The following is a 15047-nucleotide window of genomic DNA, read 5'->3' as shown; positions in this document are numbered from 1 at the left end:
TCTAAAAACTAAAGGAAAATGAACCAAAAAATAGATCCATAACTAACATAAACAATGAAAATAAGGAAAAAAACATAAATTTTAGATTTAAAAAGTAAAAATTGAAATCTAAAACTGAAAAGAGCATTATGCAACGGTCTTATAGTCTTAGTTACGGTTCTATTTTATATTGAAATTAGAAACTAATTTAATCAATCATTTTGAGATAATACCTGAATTCAATATTTATACGCAACAAATAATTGTTCCTAAACTAAATTTTTTAGTTCTATAAATATTGTAACGACCTTATATTTTACCTAAGTACTTTCTGAAAAACGTGAATAATAGGAATCAGAATTATCGGTAATACTAAAAAAAGAATATAAACCAGAGATTCTTTGTGTTTTGCTCATATAACCGTTAATGAAAACCCCGTTTAGTGCAATAGCTCAATGATTACGGGGTTTATTTCTTTATAAAACACAATATTAAATCGGTTATTCAAAGAATTATAATACTTATAAAAGAGTCTAAATATTTTTAACTAACCAGTCTCCTACTTCAATAGTTCCATAAGCTTTTTCACCATCAGCCAAATCTTCAGTAACAATCCCTTCAGATAATGCTTTGTTTACAGCTGCTCTAATAGCTTCTCCTTCTTTTTGTAAACCAAAGTGTTCAAACATCATAGCAGCTGACAGAATTGTCGCCATTGGATTTGCAATATTTAATCCTGTAGCTTGAGGGTAAGAACCATGAATAGGCTCAAACAATGCAATCTCAGATCCCATAGAAGCAGAAGGCATTAATCCCATAGATCCAGAAATAACTGAAGCTTCATCTGTTAATATATCACCAAATAAATTTTCTGTAATCAATACGTCGTAAGAATTTGGCCATTGAACCAAACGCATAGCAACTGCATCAACAAATTCGTATGCTACCTCTACTTCAGGGTAATCCTTTTCCATTGCTTGAACAGTCTCTCTCCATAAACGAGATGTTTCTAAAACGTTTGCTTTATCAACACAACATAATTTTTTAGAACGTGTCATCGCTAATTCAAAACCTTTCTTGGCCAAACGTTGAACTTCTTTTCTTGTATACACACAGTTGTCAAAAGCAGTTTCTCCACCATCTCTTCTGCCTTTTTCTCCAAAATAAATACCTCCTGTTAATTCACGTAAAAAAACCAAATCAGTTCCTTCAATACGCTCTCTTTTTAATGGAGATTTATCCAATAAAGATGGAAAAGTAAATGTAGGACGTACATTCGCAAACAAACCTAATTTTTTGCGCATTTTTAACAATCCTTGTTCTGGACGAACTTTTGCAGAAGGATCATTATCGAAACGAGGATGACCAATTGCTCCAAACAACACTGCGTCCGAAGCAACACAAATATCATGTGTTTCGTCTGGATAAGGTTCTCCAACAGCATCAATTGCTGCAGCTCCTGTTAAAGCAGGTTTCCAAGTAATTTTATGTCCGTATTTTACAGCAATTGCATCAGAAACTTTAACAGCTTGATCAATTACTTCTGGTCCGATTCCGTCTCCAGCCAAAAGGGCAATATTTAATATCATCTTATTATTATTTAATTGTTTCAATAGTGACAAGCACTATTCTTAGTGTTCTCTTTTATATTCTAAGGCATTTCAAGAATGTTCAACATCTTTTGAGTTGACTTAATTGCCGACACAGTTTGGTCAACATCCAATCCACGCGTAATAAATTCTTTCTTGTTGTTTTTCCAAGTAATGATAGTTTCACACAAAGCATCCGAATTTGACCCTGGAGGGATTCTTACAGCATAATCTGTCAATATCGGAATCGTCTTGGACTGATCAGCATACACTTTTCTTAAAGCATTCATAAAGGCGTCGAATTGACCATCTCCACTTGATGTCGCTTCAAATAACTCTCCATTAATTCTTAATGAAACCGTAGTGGAAGGCTTTAAACCTTTTGCATGAGTCAACACATAACTTTCAACGACAACATTTTCCACATAAGAACTACTATCCAAAACATCTGAAATAATATAAGGCAGATCTTCTTGTGTTACCAATTCTTTTTTGTCTCCCAATTCAATGATCCGTTGTGTAACTTTTTTTAAATCCTCCTCATTCAATTGCAAACCTAGATCTTGTAAATTCTTTTGAATATTTGCTTTTCCAGACGTTTTTCCAAGTGCGTATTTACGTTTTCTACCAAAACGTTCAGGCAGTAAATCATTGAAATATAAATTCTTTTTATTGTCTCCGTCAGCATGAATTCCAGCTGTTTGAGTAAATACATTAGCACCCACTACAGGTTTGTTTACTGGGATTCTAAATCCGGAAAAATTCTCAACCAACTTACTTACCTTATTCAAAGAAGACTCTTTAACCGAGACTTCAATTTCAGGCATAAAGTCATTGATTACAGCAATAACAGAAGCCAAAGGGGCATTCCCTGCTCTTTCACCCATTCCGTTAACCGTCAAATGCAAACCATTTGCTCCAGCATAAATAGCTTCCATTACATTGGCTACACTTAAATCGTAATCATTGTGTGCATGAAAATCAAAATGTACCTTAGGATATTTATCTTTAAGTTCTTTAACAAACGAATAGGATTCTTTCGGAGTTAAAACACCTAAAGTATCAGGCAATAAAATTCTTTTTATATTTAGAGAAACTAAAAAATCTAAAAAAGCAAACACATAAGATTTAGAATCTCGCATTCCGTTACTCCAATCTTCTAAATAGACATTTGTCTGGAACCCATTTTTTTCTGCTAAAAAAATAGCATCCGATATATCAGAAAAATGCTTTTCTGGCGTTTTTTTTAACTGATGGGTCAAATGGTTCATTGAACCTTTCGTCAGTAAATTTTGAACTTTAGCACCTGACTTTAGCATCCATTCTATAGACTTACCACCATCTACAAAAGTTAAAACTTCAATCCTTTCTAGATAGTTGTTCTCTGAGGCCCACTCTGTAATTTTTTGTACAGCTTCTAGTTCTCCTTTAGAAACAAGAGCAGAGGCAATTTCAATACGATCTACTTTGAGCTCTTCTAATAAAAGTTTGGCAATAGTTAACTTTTCAGAAACAGAAAATGACACTCCAGAGGTTTGTTCACCATCTCGAAGAGTGGTATCCATTATTTCAATTTTCTTTCTGTTCATCCTTTTTTATATTACATTATTTGAATTGATTATCCTTTAAAATCCAAAAGAACAAATATAAAAAAAGTGTTTCACAAAAAAGCCAAACGTTTTTAAAAATATACAAAACTAATTTTAACCCGCATTATTCATCGTTTGAACAAATCAAAAAACCCTTGTATCCTTAACCACGCAGGATTTTTTTTAAAAGAAACGTAAAGTCTTGTAAAAATAGTAGCTACAAGACTCTTTCGTCCCAATTATTTTTGCCTATTTGGGTGAAAACCCTGACAGTTAAAAAACACAATATCTACAGAAAACATTGGCTCATACGGCGGATTAAATTTTATCTTCGAAACTTTCAATAACCTAGAATTAGCCCCTTTGATTGAAAGCCACCTAGGAGATAGGGCTTTACAGTCTAAATTCAGCTATGCAGATATCTTAAAAAATCTTAGTTTATTTTTTTAGCAACAGGAGATTGTGCCGAAGATATTCAAGAACATTTAATTTCAGATTTAAAAGTATGTTCAGCCGACATTATTGGTCGTGTTTTAAAAAGTTTATCTAAAGAAAAAAAAGTCCACATTAGTGACTCAGGAATTGAGCATCAGTTCAGTACTCATAAAGCACGGAAATGTTACTAAAAACATACAATTTAGAGTCTGGTAAAAGTTATGATTTTAATCATCAATTTATTCCTTGTAAAAATACGATTCAAAAAAGAGTTATAAAATGAAACGACGTTATTTTCCAGGGGTTTCTTCCATAGGAAAACACATTATTCATATCAAAAACATAAATAGCCTTGTAAAACACAAGCAATCCTATACCTTAAAAAACGCACAACAAAGTAAAGGTATTCTTATAAAGAGAAATAGAATGGATTGCGGCTATTTTAGTAAAGAAATTATTGATGTAGTTGAAAAACAGCAACCTTTTTTATATACGAGCACAACGTTGCGCAGAGTTATCCTCTCGAATTAGAGCTGTTAAAAATTGAATACCTCTTCTGAAAATTAAAACAAATTAAAATGATTTTATAGCTAAAATAGCCTTACAAAATGGAAGTGAAATAATACTTGCGGATTTTAGATTGAATTAATTGTAACTCTATCGCAACACAGGCAGTCATGAAGCAGGGATTAACCTGTATTAAAACAGTGTAAACCCTGAGAAGCCGAAGTTTATAGACATAAAAAAGGAGGCTGTCTAAGCCTCCTTTTTCAGATTGGTTTGGTTTAGTTAATTTTTATTGGTTTCACAAAGATTGTTAATATTATTGAAACTACAAAAAAAAAGACAACATTTTTTTAACACAACTGCTTAAAAATGAATGATTTTAGAGTTTTTAAAACGAAATAAAGCTAGGTTTTACACGGTTCTTTAACCAAATTTTAACAGTATGATTAGGATAAAATATTAGTTTTGCCAAACTCAGTTAATATAAAACACAGTTGATACAAATGGAAATTCAAAATACAAATGTAGACATTAGAGCAATCAATGAAAAAATTGAAAGAGAAAGTGCTTTTATCGATTTGTTGAAATCTGAAATGAGCAAAGTAATAGTAGGTCAAAAACAGATGATCGACCGGTTATTAATTGGTTTATTGGGGAATGGACATATTTTGTTAGAAGGAGTTCCTGGGCTGGCAAAAACTTTAGCGATTAATACTTTGGCGAAAGCTGTAGATGCAAATTTTAGTAGAATTCAATTTACACCAGATTTACTGCCTGCTGATGTTGTAGGTACTATGATTTACAATATGAAGGAAAATAAGTTCGAAATTAAAAAGGGACCTATTTTTGCAAATTTTGTCTTGGCAGATGAGATTAACAGAGCACCCGCAAAAGTGCAGTCGGCTTTGTTGGAGGCCATGCAAGAACGTCAGGTTACTATTGGTGATAAAACGTTTCTATTACAAGAGCCCTTTTTAGTGATGGCTACTCAAAATCCAATCGAACAAGAAGGAACTTACACTTTACCTGAAGCGCAAGTAGATCGTTTTATGTTAAAAGTTGTAATTGATTATCCCAAATTGGAAGATGAACAATTGATTATGCGTCAAAACTTAAATGGAAGTTTTGCGAAAGTAAATCCAGTAGTTTCTATAGAGCAAATTATAAAAGCAAGAGCTTCTATAAAAGAAGTATATATGGATGAAAAGATTGAAAAATACATATTAGATATTATATTTGCCACTCGATATCCAGAGAAATACAATTTAGGAGAGTTAAAACCTTTGATTAGTTTCGGAGCTTCCCCACGTGGAAGTATTAGTTTAGCACAAGCAGCAAAATGTTATGCGTTTATCAAAAGAAGAGGTTATGTAATTCCTGAAGATGTAAGGGCAGTTGTATATGATATTTTACGTCATAGAGTTGGAATTACCTATGAGGCTGAAGCAGAAAATGTAACTTCTATGGATATTATTAATAAAATTGTAAATGAAATTGAAGTACCGTAAGCTGTATAACTGTTGAATCTTTATATTTGTTTTTTATTGAAGGGTTTAAAGATGTAGTTGTATATATGTTTTTCATTTGAGAAATTAGAAGTTTGCCATTAATGAATACATATAATAAGGAATAGATACACACTAATAAGAACACATAACTAAGGAACGGTTACACGATTCAACAGTTAAACATCATTAAATTTTGGAAACAAAGGAGATACTTAAAAAAGTCCGCAAAATTGAAATAAAAACACGTCGACTTTCAGATCATATATTTTCAGGAGAATACCACAGTTCCTTCAAAGGTCGTGGTATGACTTTTAGCGAAGTACGTGAGTATCAATTTGGAGATGACATTCGAAATATAGATTGGAATGTTACCGCTCGTTATAGTCAGCCTTATATAAAGGTTTTTGAAGAAGAACGTGAGTTAACAATGATGTTGATGGTTGATATCTCAGGCTCTCAGTTATTTGGAACCACTTCTCAATTTAAAAAAGATACGATTACTGAAATTGCTGCAACTTTAGCGTTTTCTGCAATTCAGAACAATGATAAAGTAGGATTGATTTTGTTTTCAGATGGAGTAGAATTATTTATTCCACCTAAAAAAGGAAAAAGCCATGTCCTGAGAATTATTCGTGAGTTGATAGAGTTTAAACCTAAAAGCAAAAAAACAAATATAAATGAAGCTTTAAAGTATTTATCAAATGTAATGACTAAAAAGGCTATTGTATTTGTATTGTCTGATTTTATGGACAATTCCTATGAGCAAACTTTAAAAATAGTTGGAAAAAAACACGATGTTACAGGAGTGCGTGTATACGACAAACACGATGCAGAAATTCCAAATCTTGGTTTGGTTCCAATGTTAGATTTGGAGTCTGGAGAAACGATTATTGTAAACACAGGTTCTAAAAGTGTTCGAAATGCGTATAGAGCGAATTATTTAGAGTTTACTAATTTTTATGAAACAACATTTAGCAAAAGTGGTTCGGGTACAATTAGCACACAGGTAGATGAAAGTTATGTAAAAAAACTTTTGGGATATTTCAAACAAAAAGGAAAATAGAATTAAGTAGAGATATTTACAATGAAAAAGCATTTAGTATATTTATTTTTATTCAGCATGTTTTTTTGCTTTGCACAGCAAGAGCCTAAAATAATTGTGGCTGCTGATACCACTCTAATAAGAATTGGTGAGCAGTTTCAATATCAAATATCCATTGATAAAAAAATAGATGTTGTTTTTCCTAGATTAACGAATTTAGGGTTATTGGAAGTTATTTCTTCTGATAAAATAGACACACTTAAAAACCAATTGATAAAAAAATATATTCTAACAGGCTTTGATAGTGGTAGCTTTTATATTCCGAAACAACAGGTTTTTATAAAAAATAAAACATATTACACAGATTCTTTGTTGATTAATGTTGCTACTATAAAAGTAGATACTGTAACCCAAAAAGCTTTTACAATTAAACCAATTGTTGGGGAACCATTTGTATTTGATGATTTTAAACCTTACCTCAATTGGTTCTATTTATTTGTAGGCTGTTTGATAATATTAGTTAGTTTGTATTTCTTATTTCAGAAAAAATCTGGAAAGAAAAAGCTTAAGAAAGAAAAAATACCAGCTTACCTTGAAGCAAAGCAAAAGTTTACGCATTTGGATGAAAAAGATTTATTGGAAAATAACCAAATCAAAGAATACTATATAGAGTTGACAGAAATTATTAGAGTTTACCTTGGAAAAGAAGTAAATGTACATACTCTAGAAGCCACTACAGATGAGTTGATTGAATTAATTAAATACCAGAACTCCGCCAAAAATATTGGAATCTCAAAAGATTCTATTCTACAACTACAAGCATTCTTACAGCATGCAGATTTTGTGAAATTTGCCAAATTAAGACCTTCTTTGGGAGAAATCGAAAATGACAGAAATGTAGCTGCTTCTTTGATAGATAAAATGCAGCCTCTGTTGGAAAAATATAGTGCTGATCAAAAACAAATTCAAGAGGCTATAGAGAAAGAAAAAACACCGAAAAAAGAGTCTGCTTTCAAAAACATGAGTCGACGTACTAAAGTATTTATTGCCATTATTATTACTGCAATTTTATTGGTCAGTTTCTTTGCTTATCAGATTTATGAGATTGCACAAATTAAAAAAGAAGCCAATACTTTATTGGATTCAAGCACTAACTCTGAATCTAATGGCTGGAGCGAACAGTCCTTTGGCACACCGGGATTGATTTTAATAGCTCCTGAAACGATTACTTTAAAATCAAATGAAGTCCCTGTACAGGCAAGAAGTGTGATTTCTGAGTTAAATATCTATAGTTATGTAAATAGTTCTGAGAATTCTGAAATTTCTGTAACTACATTAGTTTATGCAGCACAGATAAAACCAGATGTAGAACAAACCGTTCAGAGTACTTTAAGTAATCTAGAGAAAACTCAAAAAGCAGAAGACTTAGAGTTTGAAAGACAACCAGCTTCATTTGGCGATGAAATTCATGGAGTTTATTTAAAAGGAAGTTATACCTCTAACGGAATCAAACGAGGGTTTAATTTATTGGGATTTACAAAGGAAAATAAAGTGTGGCAAGTGTTTACAAATAGTAATTTAGACGAGAGTGAAGTTCAAATAACGATGGAAACAGTGATTCAATCAATTAAATTTGAAAAAGAATAATTATGAGGGACTGGACAAATTTTGAGTTTGAAACGCCTTTATTCTTATGGGGATTATTAATACTTCCTATATTAATTTTTTGGTTTTATTACAGTCATAAAAAAAGTACACCGGCCTTAATGGTAACTACGGTTTCTGGGTTTAAAAAGAAAAAATCGATATTAGCACAATTAAAACCTTTGCTTTATGTGATGAAGCTGGTAGCAGTAGCACTTCTTTTTGTGGCTTTAGCACGGCCTAGAAACGTTGAGGTTAGTAAAAAAATTAAATCAAATAAAGGAATTGATATTGTAATGGCAATTGATGTTTCTGGAAGTATGTTGGCCAAAGATTTACAACCAAACCGACTAGAGGCTTTAAAAGAAGTAGCGGTTGATTTTGTGGCTAAAAGACCGAATGATAGAATTGGAATTGTTGTTTATGCAGGAGAGAGTTTCACACAGACACCAATTACTAGCGATAAAGGAATTGTTATGAGAACTATTTCTGAAATAGAATACGGTCAAATAGAAGACGGTACAGCAATAGGAATGGGATTGGGTTCCGCAATCAATCGATTAAAGGATAGTAAGGCAAAAAGCAAGGTTATTATTCTGCTGACGGACGGTGTGAATACAGCTGGTTTTATCGACCCTAGAACTGCTACAGAGTTGGCAAAAGGACTAAATATTAAAGTGTATACAATCGGTATTGGCACCAATGGTATGGCGCTTTTCGCATATGCAAAAGATCGTTTAGGAAGATTGCAATACCGACGTCAAAAAGTAGAAATTGATGAAGATTTGTTAAAATATATCGCAACGGAAACAAATGGAAAGTATTTTAGAGCAACAAACAATTTAAAACTACAGTCTATTTATGATGAAATTAACAAATTAGAGAAAACAGAAATAGAAGAGTTTAAATATTACAATTACCAAGAAGAGTACAGGATGTATGTTATTATCGCGATGTTGTTGTTCTTATTGGAATATATATTGAGAAACACAGTATTTAAAAGTTTTATTTAAAAACAGAAAAAGTATAAAAATGTACAAATTAGAAGAACCTATATATTTTTACCTTTTCGCAACATTACCTTTAGTAGTTGTTGTGTTTATTGCTGTAGTGTGGTGGAAAAAACGCACTCAGAAAAAATTTGCTTCTTTGGAATTATTGGAAAAAATAGCTCCAAATTATTCTTTTTTTAAATCCACTTTAAAATTGATTTTCTTACTGATAGGAATTTCTTTTTTGATATTGTCATTGGTAAACCCTAAAATGGGAATCAAATTAAAAACAATTAAAAGAGAAGGAGTAGATATTGTTTTTGCTTTGGACGTATCTAAAAGTATGTTGGCTGAAGATATTGCTCCAAATCGATTAGAAAAAGCAAAACAAATTATATCTAAGACCATTGAAAAATTAGGGAGTGATAGAGTAGGAATTATTGTTTATGCTGGAAATGCATATCCTTTATTGCCTATTACAACAGATCATGCAGCGGCAAATATGTTTTTGCAAAACGCAAATCCAGACATGGTTTCAAGTCAGGGTACAGCAATTAATGAAGCTCTGAGTTTAGCGAAAACCTATTATAATAATGAAGAACAAACGAATAAATTTTTAGTGATAATTTCTGATGGGGAAGATCATGAAAAAAACACCATTGCTATGGCTGATGATTTGGCTAATGAAGGAATTAAAGTTTATACTGTTGGAGTAGGAACAGAAAAAGGAGGGCCGATTCCGCTTCGAGATCGTGGAACCTTGACAGGCTATAAAAAAGACCGTAAAGGGGAAGTGGTTATAACCCACAGAAATTCGAATGTGTTAATAGAAGTAGCAGACAAGGCTAATGGAGCTTATTCTGACGGTAATTTGACTGAAAAACCCGTAAATATGTTGATAGACGTCGTGTCAAATGCCCAAAAGCATGAGTTTGAAACAAAGCAATTTTCAGATTTTAAAGATCAATTTCAGTGGTTTGTTGGGATTGCCTTATTGTTCTTTATCTTTGATATTTTCTTTTTAGAAAAGAAAACCAAATGGTTGCAAAAAGTAGATTTGTTTAAAGAAAAAGAGTTTAAAAAATAATATGATGAGAGTTCTCCAAATATTCGTTTTGTGCTTATGCTGCTTTTCTATGAAAGCGCAACAAGATTCTATTGTACAACAAAGGTTGGCACGGAATTTTGTAAGAGAAGGAAACACTTTATATTCATCGGAAAAATATGCTGATGCGGCTATTTCTTATCAGAAAGCAACAGCGCAAGCAGGGACTTATTATAAGAGTTCTTTTAATTTAGGGAATACTTTATACGCACAAAAAAAATACAAAGAAGCGATTCCTCAATACGAATTAGCCGCAACAGGCACAGAAGTAAAATTAGAAAAAGCAGCGGCATACCATAATATTGGAAACGCATACTTAGAACAAAAAGAATATAGTAAAGCCATAGAAGCTTATAAAAATAGTTTAAGAAATAATCCAAACGATGAAGAGACTCGTTATAATTTAGCTTTTGCTCGTGAAAAATTAAAACAGAAACAGGAGGAGGACGATAAAAAGAACAATCAACCACCTCCATCAGAATATGCAAAAAGGATAAAAAAACAGGCAGATAAGTTGATAGAAAACTATCAGTTTGATAAAGCTTTAAAGCTATTAGACGGAGCTTTGGAAAAAGATCCAACAGTTGCGAATTATAAAGATTTTATAAAAAAAATTGAGTCTGTAATTGAAATACAAACAAAATAATGAAAGCATTCGTATTAGGAGTTTTTATGGTGATTGGTTTGGCTGTCAATGCACAAACAAGTGCTAAGAGTTATTTTAATTCTGGAGCAAAAGATTATGTGCATAGTAATCTTGACAAAGCAATTGCAACGGTAGACCAAGGTTTAAAGAAATTTCCTCAGGATGAAAATCTAAATCAACTGAAGGAAAAATTAATAGAAGAGAAGAAGAAAAAAGATCAGGAAAACAAAGACAAAGACAAAGACAAAGACAAAGACAAAGACAAAGACAAAGACAAAGACAAAGACAAAGACAAGGACAAAGACAAAGACAAAGACAAAGACAAGGACAAGGACAAAGACGAAAAGAAAGAAGAGGACAAAGAGAAGGAAGAGGAAAAGAAACAACAGCAGCAACCTCAAATAGGGGAAATGACCCCACAACAGATAAAGCAGTTGTTAGAGACAATGAGTAATGAGGAAGCAAAGACCCAGAAAAAGGTGAATGCTCAAAAAGTAAAAGGCAAAAAAGTTCAGCAAGAAAAAGACTGGTAATAAGGTATTGAATTGCAATGTAAAAAAAATGAAGCTTAAAATAACATACATATTTTTATTAATCCTTACCAATAGTTTATTGGCTCAAGTGGAGTTAAAAACAAAGGTGAGTAAAAATAAACTTGGAGTTAATCAACGTCTTCGTGTTGAGTTTACCATAAATATACAAGGAGCGGATCATTTTTCACCACCGAGTTTTAATGGTTTTGAAGTTGTGGGTGGGCCAAGTCAGTCAGTTAATTCATCATGGGTAAACGGAAAAGTAAGTTATGCTCAATCCTATAGTTATATCATTGCTCCTACAAGAAAAGGAAACTTGACAATTTCTGGAGCTACCATCAAATATAATGGAGAGATCATCAAATCAAACCCTGTGGTTGTTGCTGTAGTTGATGCAATAGATCTACCTAAAGACCCTAACGACCCTAATTATATAGCGGATCAAAACGTACATTTAGAAGTGATGGTGTCCAATTCAAGACCTTATATAGGTGAAGGTATTTATGTAGAATATCGTTTGTATTTCAGTAATAATATTGCGATTAGCGATTTTGAGATAAAAGATTTACCAGAATTTAAAGGTTTTTGGAATCAAGATATTAGAATAGACCAGGTACAAGTGAAAAACGGTAAGTACCAAGGAGAAGATTATCGATATATTACTATTAAAAAAGCAGTGTTGATTCCACAAAAATCAGGTAAGTTGGCTTTAGAGGTTCTGAGTTCTGATTTAATTATTGGAGTGCCAACAGGCAGGGGAGATTTCTTTGGAAACCCAATTACGAGAAACATTAGAAAGAGTTTTAAAACATTCAAGAAAAACATTCATGTAAAACCATTGCCTTTGAAGGGAAAACCTGCTGACTTTAACGGTGCTGTAGGTGACTTTGAGATGACTGTAACGATTAGTAAGGAAAGCTTAAAAGCAAACGAATCTACACAGTTAAAAGTGATGGTTTCTGGAAAAGGAAATTTGAAATTGTTTGAAATACCAAAAGTTATTACTCCTCAGGAGTTGGAAGTGTATACTCCAGAGCATCAGGAAAACTTGAATATTTCATTTTCTGGAACAAAAGGTTTACGAGGTGAGGTATTCGATTCATATACAGTTGTGCCACAATTTAAAGGAAAATATAAAATACCTCCTGTCTCTTTTTCTTACTTTAATCCAAAAGATAAAAAATACCATTCGATAACCTCAGACAATATTTTTGTAAATGTTATTCAAGGAAAGGAATTAATTACAAATTCTGATCAGTTGGAAACAACTTCTGGCGGGGTGAAAAAACGAATGGTTACTTCAAATAATTCGTTTAGATATATTCAAGCAAATACTAGTTTTATGTCCTTAGAAAAGGAAAACTTTTATAAGTCTAATTTATTTTATCTTTTGATGTTTTTGCCGTTTTTAGCAATTCCAATAGCTATTATAATCGGGAAAAAACAAAAAGAAAGAGCGAATGACTTGATAGGAAATAGAACAAGAAAAGCAGATAAGTTGGCGCGAAAATACTTGTCTCAGGCAAAAAAAATATTGGGTAATAAAGTTGAGTTTTATATCGCTTTAGAGAAAGCACTACACAATTACTTAAAAGCGAAATTACAAATTGAAATTTCGGATATAAGTAAAGAGCGTATTTCAGAATTGTTGACCAAAAAAGGTGTGGATACTGTGGTTATTAAGAGCTTTATCGCTGTACTGGATGATTGTGATTTTGCTCGTTATGCACCTGTAACGGATGTTATGATGGAAAAAGAGTACAATAAGGCAAAAGAAATAATAACTAGAATCGATAAACAATTATAAAGGTATGAATCGTTTTTTAGAACAAATAAATATTTCCATAGCGACTTTAAAAAAGTATGCCTTACCGATTTTGGGGTTTAAAACAATAAAATTAATTGTTGTTTTCTTTTTTACTTATTCAAGTATGTTTGCACAGAGCAATTCTGATATATTTGTCCAAGCAAATGAATTGTATAGAAATGAAAAATATGTAGAAGCTATTGGTCTTTACGAAAAGATAGAATCAAGTGGTCAGGTCTCTTCTGAACTGTATTATAACTTAGGGAATTCTTATTATAAAATAAATAAAGTGGCCCCGAGTATTTATAACTTGGAGAAATCTTTAATGATCAACCCTCAAAACCTGGACGCTGCCAATAATTTGGTTTTTGCTAATAGAATGACAATTGACACAATTGAAGAGCTGCCAAAGACATTTTTTCAAGAATTAGAGCAGAGTATTATTTCGAAATTCTCTTTTAATCAATGGGCATATTTTGCTGTTGGTTTTTCAATTTTGATGAGTCTTTTCTTCCTGTTTTTCTACTTTTCATACATTCCTATTAGAAAACGATTTTATTTTGTGGTGAGCGTATTGAGTGGTTTGTTTTTGGTGATTACCTTGGTTTTTTCTTTTAAACAATATGATATTCATACCTCCACTATAGAAGCCATTGTTTTTGATGAAAAGGTGAGCGTGAAAAATGCACCCTTAGAATCTGGTCAAGAGGTTTTCGAGATACATGAAGGCTTAAAAGTATGGGTTTTAGACGAAGTTGATATTTGGAAAAAAATCAAACTTTCTGATGGAAAAATAGGATGGATGAATAGTGAGGGATTAAAAATACTGTAGACGAAAGCTTCAGGTGTTTTAATTGTCTGTTATATTTTTTGTTATATTTGCGCTATTATTAACTTTAATTAATTGAAATGAAAAAATTAATAAGAATTTCCCTATTATTATGTGTGTTTACCTTTGGTGCTTCTTCTACTGTATCTGCTCAAGAATCCTATGGTGGTGCTTTAAACCTTTTTGCTAAAATCGGAGACGATTCTGCAATATCAGGTTATTATGAATTTGCTTTAGCAAAAAACTTTACAATTTCACCAGAGGCCACTATTCCTCTTAATTTTGACTATATCCATGCAGGAGCTAGGGTAGATTATTACTTTGACTCTTTATTAAATCTTAATGAGCCTTGGGATATCTGGGGAGGTGCAGGTGCTGGATTGTACATGGGTACTCATGATGATGGTGGCATAATATTGGATTTACATATCGGTGGAGAATATAAATTCAACCAAACTTGGGGTATTATATTAGAAGCTGGTGGAAGAGACGGTGGTACTGGAAGTTTAGGTGTAGGGATACATTTATAAGAACAGCAATTATATAATTCTGCTAAGCCTTATTCTAATGAATAAGGCTTTTCGGGTTTGTGAATAAAAAACATTTCAAATTATTATTACGTCATTTAGGTGTTTATTTGGTATAATCTATGAACCAAAATAAATCGTCGCAGCAAAGGCAGACATTTCCAATCTTGACAACTAAAGACCGTTGCATAATGCTCTTTTCAGTTTTAGATTTCAATTTTGACTTTTTAAATCTAAAAATTTATATTTTTTTTTCTTATTTTCATTGTTTATGTTAGTTATGGATCTATTTTTTGGTTCATTTTCCTTTAGTTT

General features: G+C 32.1%; 12 protein-coding genes. 10 read left to right on the top strand and 2 right to left on the bottom strand.

Annotation, left to right across the window (positions count from 1 at the left end):
• Positions 1 to 512 precede the first annotated feature (512 nt).
• Complete coding sequence (leuB, locus tag V5787_RS01065; protein ID WP_336891439.1) at positions 513 to 1568, bottom strand: 3-isopropylmalate dehydrogenase; 1056 nt, start codon at positions 1566 to 1568, stop codon at positions 513 to 515.
• Between the two features lie 62 nt (positions 1569 to 1630).
• A complete protein-coding gene (locus V5787_RS01060) occupies positions 1631 to 3157 on the bottom strand; it encodes an alpha-isopropylmalate synthase regulatory domain-containing protein (RefSeq protein ID WP_336891438.1) in 1527 nt (508 codons plus the stop codon).
• 1445 nt (positions 3158 to 4602) lie between these two features.
• Here V5787_RS01060 and V5787_RS01055 point away from each other — a divergent pair.
• From V5787_RS01055 to V5787_RS01010, 10 genes are all read left to right on the top strand, one after another.
• Positions 4603 to 5607: a MoxR family ATPase gene (locus tag V5787_RS01055; protein ID WP_336891437.1), complete on the top strand. Its 1005-nt coding sequence runs from the start codon at positions 4603 to 4605 to the stop codon at positions 5605 to 5607.
• 193 nt (positions 5608 to 5800) lie between these two features.
• Entirely contained in the window at positions 5801 to 6670 is an 870-nt protein-coding gene (locus tag V5787_RS01050) for a DUF58 domain-containing protein (protein ID WP_336891436.1), read from the top strand.
• A gap of 21 nt (positions 6671 to 6691) precedes the next feature.
• The gene (locus tag V5787_RS01045) at positions 6692 to 8296 is read left to right on the top strand and encodes a hypothetical protein (RefSeq protein WP_336891435.1); all 1605 of its coding nucleotides are present in this window, start codon (positions 6692 to 6694) and stop codon (positions 8294 to 8296) included.
• 2 nt (positions 8297 to 8298) lie between these two features.
• Positions 8299 to 9306, top strand: coding sequence for a VWA domain-containing protein (locus V5787_RS01040; RefSeq protein ID WP_336891434.1), 1008 nt, complete (start codon positions 8299 to 8301; stop codon positions 9304 to 9306).
• A gap of 19 nt (positions 9307 to 9325) precedes the next feature.
• Entirely contained in the window at positions 9326 to 10372 is a 1047-nt protein-coding gene (locus tag V5787_RS01035) for a VWA domain-containing protein (protein ID WP_336891433.1), read from the top strand.
• A gap of 49 nt (positions 10373 to 10421) precedes the next feature.
• The gene (locus V5787_RS01030; RefSeq protein ID WP_336891432.1) at positions 10422 to 11036 is read left to right on the top strand and encodes a tetratricopeptide repeat protein; all 615 of its coding nucleotides are present in this window, start codon (positions 10422 to 10424) and stop codon (positions 11034 to 11036) included.
• Positions 11036 to 11569, top strand: coding sequence for a hypothetical protein (locus tag V5787_RS01025; protein WP_336891431.1), 534 nt, complete (start codon positions 11036 to 11038; stop codon positions 11567 to 11569). The genes V5787_RS01030 and V5787_RS01025 overlap by 1 nt, the downstream gene beginning before the upstream one ends.
• 28 nt (positions 11570 to 11597) lie before the next feature.
• The gene (locus V5787_RS01020) at positions 11598 to 13376 is read left to right on the top strand and encodes a BatD family protein (protein ID WP_336891430.1); all 1779 of its coding nucleotides are present in this window, start codon (positions 11598 to 11600) and stop codon (positions 13374 to 13376) included.
• 4 nt (positions 13377 to 13380) lie between these two features.
• Positions 13381 to 14208, top strand: a complete 828-nt coding sequence (locus V5787_RS01015; RefSeq protein ID WP_336891429.1) for a hypothetical protein — start codon at positions 13381 to 13383, stop codon at positions 14206 to 14208.
• Between the two features lie 77 nt (positions 14209 to 14285).
• On the top strand, positions 14286 to 14735 hold the full coding sequence (locus V5787_RS01010) for a hypothetical protein (RefSeq protein ID WP_336891428.1): 450 nt from the start codon (positions 14286 to 14288) through the stop codon (positions 14733 to 14735).
• Positions 14736 to 15047: the final 312 nt, after the last annotated feature.

The sequence above is a fragment of the Flavicella sp. genome (assembly GCF_037132785.1).
In the GTDB taxonomy this organism is placed as follows: Bacteria; Bacteroidota; Bacteroidia; order Flavobacteriales; family Flavobacteriaceae; genus Flavicella.
Note: the sequence above shows the minus strand (reverse complement) of the source record. Positions and strands in the feature narration are given on the sequence as shown.

Bases quoted from the DNA above. Each gene is read 5' to 3' on its own strand.
- leuB (WP_336891439.1), bottom strand. From the start codon at position 1,568: ATGATATTAAATATTGCCCTTTTGGCTGGAGACGGAATCGGACCAGAA.
- V5787_RS01060 (WP_336891438.1), bottom strand. From the start codon at position 3,157: ATGAACAGAAAGAAAATTGAAATAATGGATACCACTCTTCGAGATGGT.
- V5787_RS01055 (WP_336891437.1), top strand. From the start codon at position 4,603: ATGGAAATTCAAAATACAAATGTAGACATTAGAGCAATCAATGAAAAA.
- V5787_RS01045 (WP_336891435.1), top strand. From the start codon at position 6,692: ATGAAAAAGCATTTAGTATATTTATTTTTATTCAGCATGTTTTTTTGC.
- V5787_RS01040 (WP_336891434.1), top strand. From the start codon at position 8,299: ATGAGGGACTGGACAAATTTTGAGTTTGAAACGCCTTTATTCTTATGG.
- V5787_RS01035 (WP_336891433.1), top strand. From the start codon at position 9,326: ATGTACAAATTAGAAGAACCTATATATTTTTACCTTTTCGCAACATTA.
- V5787_RS01030 (WP_336891432.1), top strand. From the start codon at position 10,422: ATGAAAGCGCAACAAGATTCTATTGTACAACAAAGGTTGGCACGGAAT.
- V5787_RS01025 (WP_336891431.1), top strand. From the start codon at position 11,036: ATGAAAGCATTCGTATTAGGAGTTTTTATGGTGATTGGTTTGGCTGTC.
- V5787_RS01020 (WP_336891430.1), top strand. From the start codon at position 11,598: ATGAAGCTTAAAATAACATACATATTTTTATTAATCCTTACCAATAGT.
- V5787_RS01015 (WP_336891429.1), top strand. From the start codon at position 13,381: ATGAATCGTTTTTTAGAACAAATAAATATTTCCATAGCGACTTTAAAA.
- V5787_RS01010 (WP_336891428.1), top strand. From the start codon at position 14,286: ATGAAAAAATTAATAAGAATTTCCCTATTATTATGTGTGTTTACCTTT.